Genomic DNA, 18,536 nt, shown 5'->3' with positions numbered 1-18,536 from the left:
CAAGAGGTACACATGCCCGAGTTACCCGAAGTCGAAACCACCCGGCGCGGCATCGCGCCACACCTGGAAGGCCAGCGGGTCAGCCGCGTGGTGGTGCGTGAGCGGCGCCTGCGCTGGCCGATCCCGGAAGACCTCGATGTGCGCCTGTCCGGGCAGCGCATCGTGCTGGTGGAACGGCGGGCCAAGTACCTGCTGATCAATGCCGAAGTGGGCACCTTGATCAGCCACCTGGGCATGTCGGGCAACTTGCGCCTGGTGGAAGTCGGCATGCCGGCGGCCAAGCATGAGCATGTGGATATCGAGTTGGAGTCGGGCCTGGCCCTGCGTTACACCGACCCCCGACGTTTCGGCGCGATGCTCTGGAGCCAGGACCCGCACAACCACGAGCTGCTGATCCGCCTGGGGCCCGAGCCGCTGACTGACCTGTTTGATGGCGAGCGCTTGTTCCAGTTGTCCCGTGGCCGTTCGATGGCGGTGAAACCGTTCATCATGGACAACGCGGTGGTGGTGGGCGTGGGCAATATCTACGCGACGGAAGCGCTGTTTGCGGCGGGGATCGACCCGCGTCGCGAGGCGGGCGGCATTTCGCGGGCGCGTTACTTGAAGCTGGCGATCGAGATCAAACGCGTGCTGGCGGCTGCCATCGAGCGCGGCGGCACCACGCTGCGCGACTTTATCGGCGGCGACGGGCAACCAGGGTATTTCCAGCAGGAATTGTTCGTCTATGGCCGGGGCGGCGAGGCGTGCAAGGTCTGCGGGAGCGAATTGCGCAATGTGGTGCTGGGGCAGCGCGCGAGCGTGTTTTGCCCCAAGTGCCAGTCTTAGGCTTTACCGGTAATCAACCGGTACTTGGCCATCAACTGCTCTTCCGTCTCCGGATGCGCTTCATCCAGCGGGATGCAATCCACCGGGCACACTTGCTGGCACTGAGGCTCGTCGTAGTGGCCGACGCACTGGGTGCACAGGTTGGGGTCGATCACGTAGATCTCTTCGCCCTGGGAAATCGCGGCGTTCGGGCACTCGGGTTCGCAGACGTCGCAGTTGATGCAATCGTCGGTGATGATCAGGGACATGGAAACTCCTGCCAGGGCTATCAGCCAAGGCATCTGAAAACTAATGCGCGCAATTGTGCCGCATTGGCGCCCGCAGTGCGAGTGCACATGACCTATGGCCAGCCGCCATTTATCCGTCGCAGGTAACTTGTGGCGAGCGGGCTTACCCCGCGTTGGGCTGCGAAGCGGCCCCAGTAAAGGCACCACGTAGTTTCAGGCAGAAACCTCATCGCCGGGTTTTGGGGCTGCTCGCAGCCCAACGCGGGGCAAGCCCGCTCGCCACAGAAAGCCCTTCAGCAAGATTACTTCTTGAAACGCAGGGTCAGCGCATCCGCCACGGCCGGATGCACGAACTTGGTGATATCCCCGCCCAAAGCGGCGATTTCACGGACCAACGTCGAGGAAATGAACGAATAACGTTCCGACGGCGTGAGGAACAGGCTTTCCACGTCCGGCGCCAGTTGGCGGTTCATGTTGGCCAACTGGAATTCGTATTCGAAGTCCGACACCGCACGCAGGCCGCGCAGGAACACATTGGCGTTCTGTTCTTTGGCGAAATGCGCCAGCAGCGTGGAAAAGCCCACCACTTCCACGTTGGGCAGGTGCTTGGTGACCTCACGCGCCAGCTCCACGCGCTGTTCCAGGGGAAACAGCGGGTTTTTCTTGGGGCTGGCTGCGACCGCGATGATCACATGGTCGAACAAGCGTGAGGCACGTTCGACCAGATCGCCATGGCCTTTGGTAATCGGGTCGAAGGTTCCTGGGTACAACACTCGGTTCATCGCGTCGTCCTGGCGGAGTCCGTTGGGGAACCGGATGGTATCGCAGCCATCCCGGTCGGCCAAGTCGACTTATGTAGATACATACCGCTAATCGCGCGTTTTTTCATGCCGTTTTCAGACGTTCGGCCAAAGCTGTCGCCAGTTGGGCAGTTAAACCGTACACCGATAATTGTGGGTTGGCCCCAATGCTGGTGGGGAATAAAGACCCATCGTGGATCGACAGGTTGCGCAATTGGTGGTGGCGACCGAGGCTGTCGGCCACTGCATTTTTCGGATCCTCCCCCATGGCACAACCGCCCATCACATGGGCGCTGCCCAGACAGGTGCGGTGCAATTCCAGGTTGAGCTCCTCGATCATCGTTCGGGCTTCGCCCAGTGTTTTCACGTAGCGCGCATCGTGATGCAGCGGCTTGACCGACTTCGCGCCCGCGGCGAACTGGATCTCGGCCATGCTGTGGAACGCACGGCGCAATCCATCCCAGGCGTAATCCGATACCTGGTAGTCGAGCACCGGCGTGCCGTCACCGCGCAGTTCCACGCTGCCGCCCGGGCTGTCGGGGTGGAAACCATCGCGCAGCAGCGCCAGCATCGCATGGGTATTGGGCAATTGGCTCATGTCCAAGGCGTTCTGAGTGCCATAACCACCGAGCAACGTACTGGCTAGCGCAGGATGTAAGGGCGGTGCCTCCAGCTTGTAAGACATTTTGCCAGTGGTGCCATCCTGCCACTGGAAATGGTCGGAGTAGATTGACTGCGGCGCGCCGTAGAACGGGTTGATCACCTCGTCGAACAACCCGGCGGAAAAATTCACCAGGTGCAGGAAGGTGCGTTTGCCGAGGCGCTTGTGCGGGTCGGGTGCATCCGAGCGCATCAACAACGCCGGGCTGTTGATGCCGCCGCCGGAGAGCACATAGTGCTTGGCCTTCACGGTGATTTTGCGGCCAGTCGGCGTCACGCACAGGTTATCCATGGCCACGCATTCCAGGCTGCTGATCGTGTCGCCGCTGTAGATCAGGCGTTCGGCGCGGGCCAGGTAGAGCAGTTCGCCGCCCTTTTCCAGGGTGGACGGAATTGTGGTTACCAACATCGACTGCTTGGCATTGACCGGGCAACCCATGCCGCAATACCCCAGGTTGAAGCAGCCGCGCACATTGCGTGGGATCACGTGCCAGCTATAACCGAGCTTTTCGCAGCCTTTGCGGATCACGTCGTTATTGGGATTGGGCGGCAGGGCCCAGGGCGCGATGCCCAGGCGCTGCTCCATCTTTTCGAACCATGGTGCCATTTCGGCGCTGCTGTGGCCCTTCACCGCGTATTCGCTGGCCCAGTGGCTGAGGGTGGCGTCCGGCGTACGGAAGCTCGACGTCCAGTTGATCAGCGTCGTGCCGCCCACTGCACGGCCCTGCAGGATGGTGATCGCGCCATCCTTGCTCATGCGGCCGATGCCCTCCTGATACAGGCTGGTGTAGGCCTCGTCTTCCAACAGCTTGAAGTCGCTGCTGGTCTTGAGCGGGCCTTCTTCGATCAGCAGTACTTTGTAGCCGGCGGCGCTGAGGATTTCGGCGGTGGTGCCGCCACCGGCACCGCTGCCGATGATCGCCACATCGGCTTCCAGGGTCAGGTCGTTGTCGAGGGCGGCGCCATTGTGGGTTTTCCAGCCACGGGCCATGCCGTCGCGGAACAGGTCGGGTACGGGCATAAACAGGCACTCTTATTGTTGTGTTTAACCCCCTGTAGGAGCCGGCTTGCCGGCGATGGCGGTCTTGAGGACGCTATCGCCGGCAAGCCGGCTCCTACAAGGAACGTCAGATTTTTGGAGGGCCGGGGTAGCCGCAATGGGCCCAGGACGCCGGCTGGAAGTACCAGGCCATGATCACCAGCTTGAGCAGCGAGCCCTGGCCCATGCGCAGCAGGTTGAGGTAGCTGTTTTCCCAGCGGTGCAGAAAGTTGCGGATTTGCTCGCTGCTGGCGTTTTCCCAACTGCCCCAGATCCCGGTCAGCGGGCCACGGGTGATGGCCATGCCCAGCACGTCGAACAGTTGCTGGGTGAGCTTGAACATCTCCGGCGACAGGCGTTGCAGGCTGAAGTCGAGTTTCTTGAGGGTGTCTTCAACGCCGCTGGCAACTGCCTGAGCACTGGCGACACCTTCCAGCAACACCGGGATCACGGCGCGCAGGAACGGCAGATCACTGCTACGCAACATCACGAAACCGCTGGCCGGCGTGCTACTAGAGCAACCGCTGAGGCTGGCGCCCAGCCCGGCGGTAGCCAGGAAGGCGCTGGCACACAGGCCGATTTTCAGGACGCCGCGCCGCGACAGCGCGGGTGTTTCAGTCAGGCTAGGGTTCATTGTTATTGTTATCCCGTGGGTGGCGGTTTCAGCGGACGAACAGCTTCTGGATCAACTTCTGGATCGATTTGCCGTAAGGCGGATAGATCAACTTCGCCGCGTTCAGGCGCTGTTTCACCAGCACGCCTTTGGCTTTGCTGAAGGTGAGGAAGCCCTCGTGGCCGTGGTAATGGCCCATGCCCGACGGGCCGATGCCGCCGAACGGCATGTCGTCCTGGGCCACATGCAGCAAGGTGTCGTTCAGGCAGACGCCGCCGGAATGGGTTTCGTGGAGCACACGATCCTGCTCGCCCTTGTTGTAGCCGAAGTAATACAGGGCCAGTGGGCGAGGGCGTTGGTTGATGTAGGCAAAGGCTTGGTCGATGCCGCGATAGGGCACGATCGGCAGCACCGGGCCGAAGATTTCGTCCTGCATCACTGTCATGTCGTCGCTGACATTCAGCAAAAGGCTATGGGCCATGCGCCGCGCCTGGCCTTGGTCGTACAGCGGAATCAGGGTGGCGCCTTTGTCGGTGGCGTCCTTGACGTAGGCGTTGAGCCGGGCAAGTTGTCGTTCGTTGATGATGGCCGTGTAGTCCGGGTTGTCGACCAGGGTCGGATAGAACCCGCGAACGGCCTGGGTGTAGGCCTCCACGAAACCCTCGACGCGATCTTCCGGCACCAACACGTAATCCGGTGCCACGCAGGTTTGCCCAGCGTTCAGCGCTTTGCCGAAGGCGATGCGTTCGGCGGCGTCCTTGAGCGGCACATCGGCGGACACAATGGCCGGCGACTTGCCACCCAATTCCAGGGTGACCGGCGTGAGGTGTTCGGCCGCCGCACGCATCACGTGCTTGCCAATGCTGGTGGCGCCGGTAAACAGCAGGTGGTCGAAGGGCAGCTTGGAGAAGGCCATGCCGACTTCGGCCTCACCCAGCACCACGCACACCAGGTCCTCGGGGAAGATCTTCGCCAGCAGTGCCTTGAGCAACTCGCCGGTGGCGGGGGTGGACTCGCTGAGCTTGAGCATCACCCGATTGCCCGCCGCCAACGCGCCGACCAGCGGGCCGATGGCCAGGTACAGCGGGTAATTCCAGGGCACGATCACGCCGACCACGCCCAAGGGTTGATAAATGACTTTGGCTGACGCGGGCTGGAAGGCAATGCCTACGGCACGGCGGGAAGGTTTCATCCAGCCTTTGAGGTGTTTGCTGGCGTAATGAATGCCATGCAGGCTGGGCATCAGTTCGGCGAACAGGGTTTCATCGGCGCTGCGATGACTGAAGTCCTGGCTGATCGCGTTGATCAGCGCCTGGCGCTCATCGCTGAGCAGGTCACGCAGGGCCTTGAGCCATTGCTGGCGCTGTGCGGCCGGCGGCATCGGGTTGGCGGCGTAGGCACGGCGCTGGGTGTCGAACAGGTCCTGGAGCTGATCCAGCACTTGGGAATCTTGCAGATAGGCAACGTTGGCAGACATGGCGGCGTTCCCGATTGTTATAGGTCTGCCTGGATTTTTAGAGTCATTGCTCTAAATTGTCAAATATCATTACGTAGATGCGGATTTATCCCTGCAAGATTAGGCCGTAAGATGCCCCATCACGTGTACAGAAGCTGATCCCCTATGGCACCACGAGTAAAGACCAGCGAGCGCATTGTGCAAACCAGCCTGGAGCTTTTTAACCAGCAGGGCGAGCGCAGTGTGAGCACCAACCACATCGCCGCCCATATGGAAATTTCGCCGGGCAACCTGTACTACCACTTCCCCAACAAGCAGGCGATCATCGCCGTGCTGTTTCGCGAATATGAAGCGCTGGTGGACAGTTTCCTGCGCCCGCCCCAAGGCCGCGCCGTTACTGTCGAAGACAAGCGTTTCTACCTGCAGGCCGTGCTGGCCGGCATGTGGCGCTACCGTTTCCTGCACCGCGACCTCGAACACCTGCTGGAAAGCGATCCGGAACTGGCCACCGGATATCGGCGCTTTTCCCAGCGCTGCCTGACCCAGGGCGGGGCTATTTACCAAGGGTTTGTCGACGCCGGCATCCTCAATATGGACCCGGTGCAAACCGAAGCCCTGACCCTCAACGCCTGGATCATCCTCACCTCGTGGGTGCGTTTCCTGTGCACCACCAATGAAAACTCTGCCCATTTGAGCGCCGAGGCGATCAAGCGCGGGGTGTATCAGGTGCTGGTGCTGGAGGCGGGGTTTGTCACGCCCCAGGCCAAAGAGGCGGTAGATGCCTTGTTCAAGGAATTTTACGTGCCGTTGAATCAGGCATTGGAAGAAGTGAAGTAGGACCTTTCCCGAATCTGTTCACTAGGAGTCCGTCATGCCGCTTGCCCAACTGATCAGCCCCCAACAACTGGCCGAGCGCCTGAAGGCCGGCGGGGTGGTGATCCTGGATTGCCGTTTTGCCTTGGAAGACCCGGACTACGGGCGTTGCAGCTATGCCGAAGGGCATATCGAAGGCGCGCAATACGCCGACCTGGAGCGACACCTCAGTGGCCCGGTGACCAAAGGCGTCACCGGCCGTCACCCATTGCCGGCGGCGGACACTTTGGTTCAGCAGTTGCGGGCCTGGGGCATCAGCGCAGATACCGATATCGTGCTGTATGACGACGGCCCCGGTGCCTATGCCGCCCGCGCCTGGTGGCTGCTGACCTGGCTGGGCAAGCGCGACGGCGTGTTTATCCTGGATGGCGGCCTCAAAGCTTGGCATGCCGCCGGTTTCCCGTTGAGCCTGGACGCGCCGCTGGTTGAGCCTGGGAGCTTCGCCGGTACGCCGGACAACCGTCTGCTGCTGGACGCTGAGCACCTGCAAAAACGCCTGGGCCAGCCGGGTCTGACCCTGATCGACGCCCGCGCTCAACCACGTTTTCGCGGCGAAGTGGAGCCGATCGACCCGATCGCCGGGCACATCCCTGGCGCGCAATGTGCGGCCTTCAACGAAAACCTTGGCGCCGATGGCCGCTTCCTTCCGGCTGAACAGCTCAAGCAGCGTTTCGCCGCCCAACTGCAAGGCCGCTCGCCGGATGAGCTGGTGGCGTATTGCGGTTCCGGCGTGACGGCCTGCCACAATCTGTTCGCCTTGAGCCTGGCGGGTTATCCGTTGGGCAAGTTGTATGCGGGGTCGTGGAGCGAGTGGATTACCGATCCAGCGCGGGCAATCGCTACCGGCGACTGAGCAGCCAGTCAGGAATACGGCGCTCCAGGTAATACCCGGGGCGCTTGAGTGTGCCGTCGACAAACCCCACATGCCCACCCTTGGCCAGCAGCTCAAACTCCGTGCATGCCGACAATTCGCTCGCCTCAGGCAGGCTGTGGGCGAACACAAACGGGTCATCGGCAGCCTGAATGATCAGGGTGGGCGTGCGGATATCGCCCAGGTAATAACGGCTCGACGCGCGGCGGTAATAGTCCTCGGCACTCAGAAACCCATGGAGCGGCGCAGTCACCCGGCCATCGAAATCCCAGAACGTACGCATCTTCTCCAGTGAGCCCAAGGCTTCCAGGGTTTTGAGCCCGTCTGCCCGGCCATCCTGTAGAAAGCGGCTCTGTTTGACGCGGATATACGCCAGCATCTCACGCATGAAATGCCTCTGATACACCCGCGAGAAGCCCAGGCCGATGCGGTCCGCACATTGGTCCAGGCGAAACGGCACCGACACCGCCGCAGCGCCTTGCAGTCCCGATGCCGCGCCGGTTTCACCCAAATGCTTGAGCAGCACATTGCCGCCCAGCGAATAACCCACTGCATACAGCGGCGCCAACGGCCGCTTGGCGCGCAGATGGGTAATCGCCGCCGCCAGGTCTTCGCTGGCACCCGAGTGATAGCTGCGCGCCAACAAGTTCGGTTCCCCCGAGCAACCACGCCAATTCAGCGCGACGCTGGCCCAGCCTTGCGCAGCCAGGGCTTTTTGCAGGCCGGCCACGTAGGGCGAGTTGGATGAGCCGGTCAGGCCGTGCAGCACCAGCACCAACGGCGCTTGCGCGTCGTGGGGGCCGTGCCAGTCGAGGTCGAGGAAGTCGCCGTCGTCCAGCCACAGGCGCTCGCGTTGGCGGTCGATGTGGGTGGTGGAACGCCACAACGGCCCCCACAGTGTTTGCAGGTGGGGGTTGCCGAGGCCGAAGGCGGGGGTGAACAGATCGGAAGAAGGCGTCATGAAATGCTCTATGCCGGACGGGGCTGCCCAAACCCCCTGTAGGAGCGAGCTTGCTCGCGAAAAACGTAAGGGCGCCGCGTTCATTCAGGATGCCAGCGTGATCGTTGTCGATCTTCGCGGGCAAGCCCGCTCCTACAGTGAGTCAGTGTGTGCAGTACGATGCCACAACGCGTAATACACCCGCCCGGACTTCTGTTCCCGGTGCAGGCGCCAGCCTGCCGGCAGGCCCAGTGTCGAAGGCGCGGTCTCGCTCTCAGTGTAGATCCACGCATCCGGTGCCAGCCACTGGCGTTCTTCCAGCAGCGTGCACACGGTCGGCAGCAGGTTCTGGTTGAACGGAGGGTCGAGGAACACCACGTCGAACTGGCTGGCCGGCTGGGTTTCCAGGTAGCGCAGGGCGTCGGCGGTCTGGACCTGGCCGGTGGTGCAGCGCAGGGTGCCCAGGTGTTCCTTGAGGCTGGAGACCGCCACGTTGCTGGCGTCCAGCGCCTGGCCCAGGGCAGCGCCACGGGACAGCGACTCCAGGAACAGCGCGCCACTGCCGGCGAACGGGTCCAGCACCTTGGCGCCCGCGATGTACGGCGCGAGCCAGTTGAACAGGGTTTCACGCACGCGGTCCGGCGTCGGGCGCAGGCCGACCACGTCAGGGAAGCTCAGCTTGCGGCTGCGCCATTCGCCGCCAATGATGCGCAGCTGGCCCACACCGTTATGCACGTTGTGGACAGGTTTTTTCGGGCGAGATGAACTGGCCATTAATGCTCCGGAACCCCGAGCGGCTGCTCGGCGGGTTTGTCAGTGGGGGGCGGTAGTGGCTTTTGCGCAATCGTCGGGCCGGCGGTCACGATGACCATCTTGTCGGCGCTCAAGTGTTTGTTCATGGCAGCCTTGACCTGCTCTACGGTCAGGGCCTGGGATTGTTTCATGAAATCTTCCAGATAGGTCAGCGGCAGGTTGTAGAAACCCATCGCACCCAGCTGCCCGACGATATCGGCGTTGCTCGCGGTGGACAGTGGGAAGCTGCCAGCCAGCTCACGCTTGGCGTCATCCAGTTCTTTTTGCGTCGGGCCGTTGTCGAGGTAGTCCTTCACCACGTCTTCCACTAGGCGCAGGGTGCCGCCGCTCATTTCGGCGCGGGTCTGCAGCTGGATCATGAACGGGCCGCGCACCTGCATGGGCGAGAAACCGGAGTACACGCCATAGGTGAGGCCGCGTTTTTCACGCACTTCGCTCATCAGTCGGGTGCCAAAACCACCGCCGCCGAGGATCTGGTTACCCAGGGACAGGGCTGCATAGTCCGGGTCTGCGCGGTCGATGCCCAGTTGCGCGAACAACAGGTGCGTCTGCTTGGACGGGAATTCGATGCGGTTCAAGCCTGGCTTGGGTTCGGTCGGTTGGGCGATTTTCGGCAAGGCCGGGCCTTTAGGCAGCGAGGCGGAAATCTTGCCGGTCATGGCTTCGGCCTCGGCGCGGGTCAGGTCGCCCACCACCGCGATCACCGCGTTGCCGGCCGCATAGCCTTTGGCGTGGAATGCCTGCAACTGCGCCAGGGTAATCTTCGGAACGCTTTCTGGCGTGCCTTCGCTCGGGTGTGCGTAAGGGTGATCGCCGTACAAGCGCTTGAACAGCTCCAGACTCGCCAGCTTGCCTGGGTTCTGCTTCTGGTACTCGAAGCCGGCGAGGATCTGGTTCTTGATCCGCGCCAGGGAGTCGGCTGGGAAGGTGGGCTTGCCGATCACCTGGTCAAACAGGCTCAGGGCGGCGTCGCGTTTATCGCTGTCGCTGAGGCTGCGCAGGGACACCAGCGCCATGTCGCGGTAGGCGCCATTGCCAAAGTCTGCGCCCAGGCCCTCGAAGTCACGGGCGATCTGGCTTACATCCTTGCCTGGTACGCCTTCGTTGAGCATGGCGTTGGTCATCAACGCCAGGCCCGGCACATTGCCGTCCTGGCTGCTGCCGGCGGCGAACAGGATGCGCACGTCGAACATCGGCAGTTCATGGGCCTCGACGAACAGCACCTTGGCGCCTTCGGCGGTGTTCCAGGTTTGTACGTCGAGCTTGCGGTTGGTCGGTGCCTTGTCATCCAGCTCTGCCAGGGATTGCAGCTTGTTGCTCGACTGGGCTTTTTCCAGTGCCGGGCTGGCGACGGAGTCACTCGGGCGCAGGAAATACACGGCACTGGCGGCGATCAGCGTGACAACGATCAGGCTGGGGAAGATCAGGCGGCTGCTTTTGCGATCACTCATGAGCGGTCTCCAGAGGCAAGACATGGGCGACGCTGAGACGTTCGCGGGTGAAATAGGTGCGCGCGGCTTTCTGGATATCGTCCGGGGTCACGCTTTGCAGGTCGGCCAGTTCCGTGTCCATCAGTTTCCAGGACAGGCCCACGGTCTCCAGGGAGCCAATGGCTGTGGCCTGGCTGGTGATGGAATCACGCTGGTAGACCAGGCCGGCAATGACCTGGGCGCGGATACGTTCCAGTTCTTCGGCGGTCGGCGGCTTGGCCTTCAGCTCTTCCAGCAGGCGCCACAGGCCGGCTTCGGCTTGGGCGACGGTCTTTTTCTTCTGCTGGTTGGGGGTGGCGGTCAGCATGAACAGGGTGTCGCCACGGGTGTAGGCGTCGTAGTTGGTGGAGGCGGCAGAGACCAGCTCTTCACCTCGCTCCAACTGTTCCGAGATCCGTGCACTGTAGCCGCCGTCCAGCAACGCCGAGATCAGGCGCAGGGCCTGCACCGAGCGTTTGTCTTCGGCGGTGGCCAGGCCGGGCACGTTGAAGCCCAGGATCACGCTCGGCAGTTGGGTCTGCACTTTCATGGTCAACAGGCGCTCGCCGGGTTCGGCCAGTTCCATCGGGATCTTGGCCGGTGGCACGTCACGCTTGGGAATAGGGCCAAAGTAGCGCTGGGCCAGGTTTTTCACTTCGTCCGGGGTGACGTCGCCGACCACCACCAAGGTGGCATTGTTCGGCACGTACCAGGATTGGTACCAGTGGCGCAGCTCTTCGACCTTCATGCGGTCCAGGTCGGCCATCCAGCCGATGGTCGGCGTGTGGTAGCCGCTGGCGGGGAAGGCCATGGCCTTGAAGCGCTCGTAGGCCTTGGACATCGGGTTATCGTCGGTGCGCAGGCGGCGCTCCTCTTTGATAACCTCGATTTCGCGGCTGAATTCGTCGGCCGGCAGGCGCAGGCTGGCCATGCGGTCGGCTTCCAGCTCGAAGGCGACGCCCAGGCGATCACGGGCCAGTACTTGGTAGTAGGCGGTGTAATCGTCGCTGGTGAAGGCGTTCTCTTCGGCGCCCAGGTCGCGCAGGATCAGCGAGGCTTCGCCGGGGCCGACTTTGGCGCTGCCCTTGAACATCATATGTTCCAGGGCGTGGGACAAACCGGTCTGGCCCGGGGTTTCGTAGCTCGAACCGACCTTGTACCAAACCTGGGAAACCACCACAGGCGCGCGATGATCTTCGCGTACGACCACCTTCAGGCCGTTATCCAGGGTGAATTCATGGGTGGGTTGTGGGTCGGCAGCCAAGGCTGAAAGAGGCAGACAAACTGTGCTGAACAGCAGGCCTGCGGCGCGGCGGGCTAGAGCATTCATTCGTTTTTAAACCTGTTGGGCTGCCCGCTTGGTCTTAGCGTCGGCGGGCGAGGAGGTGCTAGGATACTGATCCGACTGAGTGACGGCCACTGCGGCTGTCTTGTTGAGGCCCTATTTTGGCCTTCAAAATGTTGCGCATGAACGAGCTGGCTAAAAAACAGTCTGTTACGCATCGAATTTTATTTACCGACGCGCCTAGTGGCGCGTCGCTACCTTGAGATAGCCGTCTCCATGTTTGGTTCCAACGACGACAAGAAGACCCCAGCTGCGGCTGGCGAGAAAAAAGGCCTGTTCGGATGGCTGCGCAAAAAGCCGCAGGAAACCGTCGACGAACAGCCGCCGGTTCAGCCTGAACCCATCCCTGAGCCTGTAGTAGAAGCCGAACCGGTTGTTGAAACCCCGGCGCCAGTGGTGTTGCCGATGGCCGAGCCGGTGTTGCAGCCGGTGGTGGAAGCTGAGCCAGAGCCAGAGCCAGAGCCAGAGCCAGAGCACAAGCCGTGGCTGGAACTGCCGGTGGCCGAAGAACCTGTGGCCTTGGTTGAAGATGTGCAGGCTGAGCACGTCACGCCGCCCATTCCGGCTGTGGTCGAGGTCGCTGCGCCCGCGGTGATCGAGCCAGAACCCGTGGCAGCTGCCGTCGAAACCAGCAAGACCGGCTTCTTCGCCCGCCTCAAGCAGGGCCTGAGCAAGACCAGCGCCAGCATTGGCGAAGGCATGGCCAGCCTGTTCCTCGGCAAAAAAGTCATCGATGACGAACTGCTGGAAGACATCGAAACCCGCCTGCTCACCGCCGACGTGGGCGTCGAAGCCACCGCCGTGATCATCCAGAGCCTCACCCAGAAGGTCGCGCGCAAGCAACTGACCGATGCCGACGCGCTGTACAAATCCCTGCAGGCCGAACTGGCGGCGATGCTAAAGCCTGTTGAGGCACCGCTGGTAATCACCCCGAACAAGCCGTTCGTGATTCTGGTAGTGGGCGTCAACGGTGCCGGCAAGACCACCACCATCGGCAAGCTGGCCAAGAAGCTGCAGTCCGAAGGCAAGAAAGTCATGCTGGCCGCCGGTGACACCTTCCGCGCCGCAGCGGTTGAGCAGTTGCAGGTGTGGGGCGAGCGCAACAAGATCCCGGTGATCGCCCAGCACACTGGCGCGGATTCCGCTTCGGTGATCTTCGACGCCGTGCAAGCCGCCAAGGCCCGTAACATTGATGTGCTGATCGCCGATACCGCCGGTCGCCTGCACACCAAAGACAACTTGATGGAAGAGCTGAAGAAAGTCCGTCGCGTGATCGGCAAGCTCGATGCAGACGCCCCGCACGAGGTTCTGTTGGTGCTGGATGCCGGTACCGGCCAGAACGCCATCAGCCAGGCCAAACAATTCAACCAGACGGTGCAACTGACTGGCCTGGCATTGACTAAGCTCGACGGCACGGCCAAGGGCGGCGTGATCTTCGCCCTGGCCAAACAGTTCGGGTTGCCGATTCGTTATATCGGCGTCGGTGAAGGCATCGACGACCTGCGCACCTTTGAAGCCGAACCCTTTGTACAGGCACTGTTTGCCGAGCGGGAGCGTTCATGATTCGATTCGAGCAGGTCGGTAAACGCTATGCCAACGGGCATGTGGGCTTGCATGAGCTGAGCTTTCGAGTGCGTCGCGGCGAGTTTCTGTTTGTAACCGGCCACTCCGGTGCCGGCAAAAGTACCCTGTTGCGCCTGCTGCTGGCCATGGAACGCCCGACCACCGGCAAACTGCTGCTGGCGGGCCAGGACCTGGCCACCATTAGCAATGCGCAGATTCCGTTCCTGCGCCGCCAGATCGGCGTGGTGTTCCAGAACCATCAGTTGCTGTTCGACCGCACCGTGTTCAATAACGTGGCGCTGCCGTTGCAGATCCTCGGGCTGTCCAAGGCCGAGATCGTCAAGCGCGTGGATTCGGCCTTGGAGCGCGTGGCGCTGTCGGACAAGACCGACCTCTACCCCGGCGACCTTTCCACCGGCCAGCAACAGCGCGTGGGCATCGCCCGCGCCATCGTCCACCGCCCGGCCCTGCTGCTGGCGGACGAACCCACCGGTAACCTCGATCCGCGCCTGGCGGCCGAGATCATGGGGGTGTTCGAAGACATCAACCGCCTGGGCACCAGCGTGCTGATCGCCAGTCACGACCTGGCGCTGATCGCGCGCATGCGCCATCGCATGCTTACCCTGCAACGCGGCCGCTTGATCGGTGACGGGGAGGCCGGCGTATGAGTGCGACACGCAGCCCTAAAGTCTCCGAGCGCGTGGCGCCGAAACCGGCCGATCCGCAACCACCGAAGAAAAAACACGATCACGACGATGACGGCCCGGACTTCAGCACCCTGCTGCGCGCTTGGGTCGAAAGCCATCGCGCCAGCCTGGTCGACAGCCTGCGCCGCCTGGGCAAGCAGCCGATCGGCAGCTTTTTCACCTGCCTGGTGATGGCAGTGGCCTTGAGCCTGCCGATGGGGTTGTCGCTGCTGCTCAATAATGTGGAGCGCCTCGGCGGTTCCTGGCAGCGCGCGGCGCAGATCTCGCTGTACCTGAACATCGACGCCAGCGCCAAAGACGGCGAAGCGTTGCGCGACGACATCAAGAACATCCCAGGTGTGGCGGATGCCGAGTACATCAGCCGCGACCAAGCCCTTGAAGAGTTCCAGCAACAATCCGGCCTGGGCGAGGCGCTTAAAGAGCTGCCACAGAACCCGCTGCCGGGCGTGGTGCTGGTGACGCCGAATGAAGTCGACAAGCCGGCGCTGGAAGCCCTGCGACAAAAACTCGCAGAGATGCCCAAGGTGCAGCAGGCGCAGCTTGATCTAGTCTGGGTAGAGCGCCTGGCGGCGATCCTCAAGCTGGGCGACCGCTTCGTGTTCGGCCTGACGGTGCTGTTGGTGTCTGCATTACTTTTGGTGATAGGTAATACCATTCGTCTTCATATTGAAAACCGTCGCACCGAGATAGAAGTGATTAAACTGGTCGGCGGCACGGACAGCTATGTGCGTCGTCCTTTTCTGTACATGGGCGCGCTTTATGGCTTCGGTGCCGGGATTTTGTCCTGGGGCGTGCTGGCTTTTGGCCTGGACTGGCTGAATGACGCGGTGGTCGGGCTGGCCGGACTCTACGGCAGTGATTTCGCGCTGGCCGGCGTGCCGGTAGCCGATGGTCTGAGTCTCTTGCTTGGCGCGGTATTGTTGGGGTATATCGGTGCTTGGATTGCGGTCGCTCGTCATTTACGCGAGTTGGCACCGAAGTAGTTAATGTCAGATTAATGTGGTTTCGTTTGTATTGACCGTATTGGTGGTTTAGGGAACTTGTCCTACGGTTCCCGGTCAATTTTCGCAGTGCTTCACTGCACGAGTTATGTGAGTCGGAGGTTTTTTCGTATGACCACTTCTTTGCAACCTGCTTATGCCTTGGTCCCGGGTGCGAACCTGGAAGCCTATGTGCACACGGTCAACAGCATTCCATTGCTGACGCCCGAGCAGGAGCGTGAACTGGCCGAGAGTCTCTACTATGAGCAGGATTTGGGGGCGGCTCGGCAGATGGTGCTCGCCCACCTGCGTTTTGTCGTACATATCGCCCGTAGCTACAGCGGCTACGGCTTGGCCCAGGCTGACCTGATTCAGGAAGGCAACGTTGGCCTGATGAAGGCTGTGAAACGCTTCAACCCGGAAATGGGTGTGCGTCTGGTGTCGTTTGCTGTGCACTGGATCAAGGCGGAAATCCACGAGTTCATCCTGCGCAACTGGCGCATCGTGAAAGTGGCGACCACCAAGGCCCAGCGCAAGCTGTTCTTCAACCTGCGCAGCCAGAAGAAACGCCTGGCGTGGCTGAACAACGAGGAAGTCCATCGCGTGGCCGAAAGCCTCGGCGTGGAGCCCCGTGAAGTGCGCGAGATGGAAAGCCGCCTGACCGGCCATGACATGGCCTTCGACCCCGCTGCTGAAGCGGACGACGACAGCGCCTTCCAATCGCCGGCCAACTACCTGGAAGACCACCGGTACGACCCGGCGCGTCAACTGGAGGATGCGGACTGGAGCGACAACTCCAACCACAACCTGCACGAAGCGCTGGAAGTGCTGGACGACCGCAGCCGCGACATCCTCTACCAGCGCTGGCTGGCGGAAGACAAAGCCACGCTGCACGACCTGGCACAGAAGTACAACGTGTCGGCCGAGCGGATTCGTCAGCTTGAGAAGAGCGCGATGAACAAGCTGAAGTTGTCGATCGCCGCCTAAAACGCAGCGAAAAGACAAAAAAATGCCCCGATCGAAAGATCGGGGCATTTTTGTTTGAGGTGTAGGGTCAGTCGGACCAAGGTGCTTTGCGTGAATTGTTCAACTCCACCAAATAGCCATCCCCACCCAACTGACTCATCTGCTGCCGAATCCACGCCGCGCGCCGCGCCACATACGCCGTCGGATGACTGGCACTCCACACCCGAGGGTTAGGCAGCACTGCCGCCAGGTAGCTGGCCTGCTGGCGCGAAAGCCCATTGGCACTCACGCCGAAGTGATGCTGCGCCGCAGCTTGCGCGCCAAACACGCCTTCATCCCACTCAACACTGTTGAGATACACCTCAAGAATCCGCTGTTTGGGCCACAACACCTCGATCAGCCCGGTAAACCAGGCTTCCAGGCCTTTGCGCAAATAACTGCGGCCGGCCCACAGGAACAGGTTCTTCGACACCTGCTGGCTCAACGTACTGGCGCCGCGAATCGAGCCGCCGCGCTCGTTGTGCAGGATCGCCGCCTGGATCGCACCGAAGTCAAACCCCCAATGCTGCGGGAAGCGCTGGTCTTCGCCGGCCATCACCGCCACTTTGAGGTCGTCGGAGATCTCATCCCACGGCACCCAGCTGCGCTGCAGGTCGATGGGTTCGCCGTCGAACCAGGATTCAACCTTGCGTTCCACCATCAGCGCGGTGAACGGCGGCGGGACGACACGAAACAGCAACACCAGCAGCACACTGCCGATGGCAAACCATTTCACGACGTTGAGAAAGCGTTTGAAGAGGAGACGCAGCATAGAGATGGCTTGGCCGAACCCGTTGAGCGGGCCATTATACAGACCCGGCCCTTTGAGTCTGACTGGAGTTCCTCATGTTGCGTGGCTTTCTGATGTTGGCTGCCTTTTTCGGCTTCACCGGCGTGGCCCTCGGTGCGTTCGCCGCCCATGGCCTGAAAAACCGCTTGAGCGCCGAGTACCTGGCGATCTTCCATACTGGCGTGACTTACCAACTGGTGCATACCCTGGCGTTGTTCGGCGTGGCGTTGCTGGCGGCGCATATTCCTGGCCGGTTGGTCAGCTGGGCGGGCATCTCGTTTACCGTCGGCATCCTGCTGTTCTCCGGCAGCCTGTATGTGCTGACCCTGACCGGGATCAGCAAGCTAGGCATCATTACGCCGTTTGGCGGGCTAGCGTTCCTTTTAGGTTGGTTTTTCCTCGGTCTGGCGGCGTGGCGCTTGCAGGCCGCCTGACCAAGGGGCTTGGGCCGGCAACGCCAATCGGGCTAGAATGCGGGCCCCTTAAAACGATGGCGGCCCGTGGCATGCGCATTCAGTTGAACGGCGAATCCTTTGAACTGCCCGACGGTGAAACCGTTGCGGCCCTGCTGACCCGTCTGGACCTGACCGGACGTCGTGTCGCAGTCGAACTCAACCTGGATATCGTCCCGCGTAGCCAGCACGCCGAGACCGCGCTCACCGAAGGTGACCAGGTCGAAGTGGTCCACGCCATCGGCGGCGGCTAGTCGCGCAACTTCCTGAATTCTGCAGAACCTCACCCCATTTCGAGGATTTCCCATGAGCATCGTTCGTAGCGACAAGCCCTTCGTCCTGGCCGGTCGTACCTTCCAGTCCCGTCTGTTGGTCGGCACCGGCAAATACCGCGACATGGAAGAAACCCGCCTGGCCATCGAAGCCTCGGGCGCCGAGATCGTCACCTTCGCCGTGCGCCGCACCAACCTCGGCCAGATCGAAGGCGAGCCAAACCTGCTCGAAGTGCTGTCGCCGGATCGCTACACCTTCCTGCCGAACACCGCCGGTTGCTACGACGCCATCGAAGCCGTGCGCACCTGCCGCCTGGCCCGTGAGCTGCTCGACGGCCATAACCTGGTGAAGCTGGAAGTGCTGGCCGACCAGAAAACCCTGTTCCCCAACGTGATCGAAACCCTCAAGGCCGCCGAAACCCTGGTCAAGGAAGGTTTCGATGTGATGGTCTACACCAGCGATGACCCGATCATCGCGCGCCAACTGGCAGAAATCGGCTGCATCGCCGTGATGCCGTTGGCGGGCCTGATCGGTTCCGGCCTGGGTATCTGCAATCCGTACAACCTGCAGATCATCCTCGAAGAGGCCAAGATCCCGGTGCTGGTGGATGCGGGCGTAGGCACGGCCTCAGACGCAACCATCGCCATGGAGCTGGGCTGCGACGCGGTGCTGATGAACTCCGCCATTGCCCACGCCCAGCAGCCGATCATGATGGCGCAAGCCATGAACCACGCCATCGTCGCGGGCCGCCTGGCCTACCTCGCCGGCCGCATGCCGAAAAAACTCTACGCCAGCGCCTCCTCGCCGCTGGATGGTCTGATCAAGTAAGAGCCAT

Annotated in this window: 20 protein-coding genes; 10 read left to right on the top strand and 10 right to left on the bottom strand. The window is 61.8% G+C overall.

All coding sequences use genetic code 11. The features are described from left to right. Positions 1–12: 12 nt before the first annotated feature. The gene (gene mutM / locus CI807_RS04640) at positions 13–825 is read left to right on the top strand and encodes a bifunctional DNA-formamidopyrimidine glycosylase/DNA-(apurinic or apyrimidinic site) lyase (RefSeq protein WP_016976014.1); all 813 of its coding nucleotides are present in this window, start codon (positions 13–15) and stop codon (positions 823–825) included. Here the strand turns inward: mutM and CI807_RS04635 are convergent. The 5 genes from CI807_RS04635 to CI807_RS04615 all read right to left on the bottom strand — a co-directional run bounded on the left by CI807_RS04635 (position 822) and on the right by CI807_RS04615 (position 5,641). Continuing rightward, positions 822–1,073: a YfhL family 4Fe-4S dicluster ferredoxin gene (locus tag CI807_RS04635; RefSeq protein WP_017139475.1), complete on the bottom strand. Its 252-nt coding sequence runs from the start codon at positions 1,071–1,073 to the stop codon at positions 822–824. The genes mutM and CI807_RS04635 overlap by 4 nt on opposite strands. Positions 1,074–1,354: 281 nt before the next feature. Then, complete coding sequence (gene coaD, locus CI807_RS04630; RefSeq protein WP_003176711.1) at positions 1,355–1,834, bottom strand: pantetheine-phosphate adenylyltransferase; 480 nt, start codon at positions 1,832–1,834, stop codon at positions 1,355–1,357. A 103-nt stretch (positions 1,835–1,937) separates the two neighbouring features. Next, positions 1,938–3,533 carry a GMC family oxidoreductase gene (locus CI807_RS04625; protein ID WP_095013889.1) on the bottom strand — a complete coding sequence of 532 codons (1,596 nt, stop codon included), beginning with the start codon at positions 3,531–3,533 and terminating at the stop codon, positions 1,938–1,940. Between the two features lie 106 nt (positions 3,534–3,639). Further along, a complete protein-coding gene (locus CI807_RS04620; RefSeq protein WP_095013888.1) occupies positions 3,640–4,185 on the bottom strand; it encodes a twin-arginine translocation pathway signal protein in 546 nt (181 codons plus the stop codon). 28 nt (positions 4,186–4,213) lie between these two features. Further along, positions 4,214–5,641, bottom strand: coding sequence for a coniferyl aldehyde dehydrogenase (locus CI807_RS04615; RefSeq protein WP_016976018.1), 1,428 nt, complete (start codon positions 5,639–5,641; stop codon positions 4,214–4,216). Between the two features lie 144 nt (positions 5,642–5,785). Here CI807_RS04615 and CI807_RS04610 point away from each other — a divergent pair, with 144 nt between their 5' ends. Both CI807_RS04610 and CI807_RS04605 read left to right on the top strand, forming a co-directional pair. After that, positions 5,786–6,457: a TetR/AcrR family transcriptional regulator gene (locus CI807_RS04610; protein ID WP_016976019.1), complete on the top strand. Its 672-nt coding sequence runs from the start codon at positions 5,786–5,788 to the stop codon at positions 6,455–6,457. Between the two features lie 34 nt (positions 6,458–6,491). Further along, the gene (locus CI807_RS04605) at positions 6,492–7,346 is read left to right on the top strand and encodes a sulfurtransferase (RefSeq protein ID WP_095013887.1); all 855 of its coding nucleotides are present in this window, start codon (positions 6,492–6,494) and stop codon (positions 7,344–7,346) included. Here CI807_RS04605 and CI807_RS04600 read toward each other — a convergent pair. The 4 genes from CI807_RS04600 to CI807_RS04585 all read right to left on the bottom strand — a co-directional run bounded on the left by CI807_RS04600 (position 7,333) and on the right by CI807_RS04585 (position 11,916). Continuing rightward, the gene (locus tag CI807_RS04600; protein ID WP_095013886.1) at positions 7,333–8,325 is read right to left on the bottom strand and encodes a hydrolase; all 993 of its coding nucleotides are present in this window, start codon (positions 8,323–8,325) and stop codon (positions 7,333–7,335) included. The genes CI807_RS04605 and CI807_RS04600 overlap by 14 nt on opposite strands. Before the next feature lie 132 nt (positions 8,326–8,457). Next, a complete protein-coding gene (gene rsmD, locus CI807_RS04595) occupies positions 8,458–9,078 on the bottom strand; it encodes a 16S rRNA (guanine(966)-N(2))-methyltransferase RsmD (RefSeq protein WP_095013885.1) in 621 nt (206 codons plus the stop codon). Continuing rightward, on the bottom strand, positions 9,078–10,568 hold the full coding sequence (locus tag CI807_RS04590; RefSeq protein WP_095013884.1) for a pitrilysin family protein: 1,491 nt from the start codon (positions 10,566–10,568) through the stop codon (positions 9,078–9,080). The genes rsmD and CI807_RS04590 overlap by 1 nt, the downstream gene beginning before the upstream one ends. Further along, positions 10,561–11,916, bottom strand: a complete 1,356-nt coding sequence (locus CI807_RS04585; RefSeq protein ID WP_016976024.1) for a pitrilysin family protein — start codon at positions 11,914–11,916, stop codon at positions 10,561–10,563. The genes CI807_RS04590 and CI807_RS04585 overlap by 8 nt, the downstream gene beginning before the upstream one ends. Positions 11,917–12,147: 231 nt before the next feature. Between CI807_RS04585 and ftsY the strand changes: the two genes are divergently transcribed. From ftsY to rpoH, 4 genes are all read left to right on the top strand, one after another. Beyond that, on the top strand, positions 12,148–13,494 hold the full coding sequence (ftsY, locus tag CI807_RS04580) for a signal recognition particle-docking protein FtsY (RefSeq protein WP_095013883.1): 1,347 nt from the start codon (positions 12,148–12,150) through the stop codon (positions 13,492–13,494). Beyond that, entirely contained in the window at positions 13,491–14,162 is a 672-nt protein-coding gene (gene ftsE / locus CI807_RS04575) for a cell division ATP-binding protein FtsE (RefSeq protein WP_003234627.1), read from the top strand. The genes ftsY and ftsE overlap by 4 nt, the downstream gene beginning before the upstream one ends. Then, positions 14,159–15,184, top strand: a complete 1,026-nt coding sequence (gene ftsX / locus CI807_RS04570) for a permease-like cell division protein FtsX (RefSeq protein WP_033897048.1) — start codon at positions 14,159–14,161, stop codon at positions 15,182–15,184. The genes ftsE and ftsX overlap by 4 nt, the downstream gene beginning before the upstream one ends. 129 nt (positions 15,185–15,313) lie before the next feature. Further along, positions 15,314–16,168 (top strand): RNA polymerase sigma factor RpoH, encoded by an 855-nt coding sequence (rpoH, locus tag CI807_RS04565; protein WP_016972967.1) that lies wholly within the window; start codon positions 15,314–15,316, stop codon positions 16,166–16,168. Between the two features lie 67 nt (positions 16,169–16,235). On the opposite strand, the gene mtgA is transcribed toward rpoH, so the two are convergent. Continuing rightward, positions 16,236–16,958, bottom strand: a complete 723-nt coding sequence (gene mtgA, locus CI807_RS04560) for a monofunctional biosynthetic peptidoglycan transglycosylase (RefSeq protein ID WP_095013882.1) — start codon at positions 16,956–16,958, stop codon at positions 16,236–16,238. Positions 16,959–17,032: 74 nt separating this feature from the next. Between mtgA and CI807_RS04555 the strand changes: the two genes are divergently transcribed. The 3 genes from CI807_RS04555 to CI807_RS04545 all read left to right on the top strand — a co-directional run bounded on the left by CI807_RS04555 (position 17,033) and on the right by CI807_RS04545 (position 18,529). Beyond that, positions 17,033–17,410, top strand: a complete 378-nt coding sequence (locus CI807_RS04555) for a DUF423 domain-containing protein (protein ID WP_016976028.1) — start codon at positions 17,033–17,035, stop codon at positions 17,408–17,410. A 71-nt stretch (positions 17,411–17,481) separates the two neighbouring features. After that, a complete protein-coding gene (gene thiS, locus CI807_RS04550; RefSeq protein WP_032865944.1) occupies positions 17,482–17,682 on the top strand; it encodes a sulfur carrier protein ThiS in 201 nt (66 codons plus the stop codon). A 52-nt stretch (positions 17,683–17,734) separates the two neighbouring features. After that, entirely contained in the window at positions 17,735–18,529 is a 795-nt protein-coding gene (locus tag CI807_RS04545; protein ID WP_016976029.1) for a thiazole synthase, read from the top strand. Positions 18,530–18,536 lie beyond the last annotated feature (7 nt).

Source organism: Pseudomonas sp. NS1(2017), from assembly GCF_002269425.1.
GTDB lineage: Bacteria > Pseudomonadota > Gammaproteobacteria > Pseudomonadales > Pseudomonadaceae > Aquipseudomonas > Aquipseudomonas reactans.
This window is presented reverse-complemented; position numbering and strand designations above follow the sequence as displayed.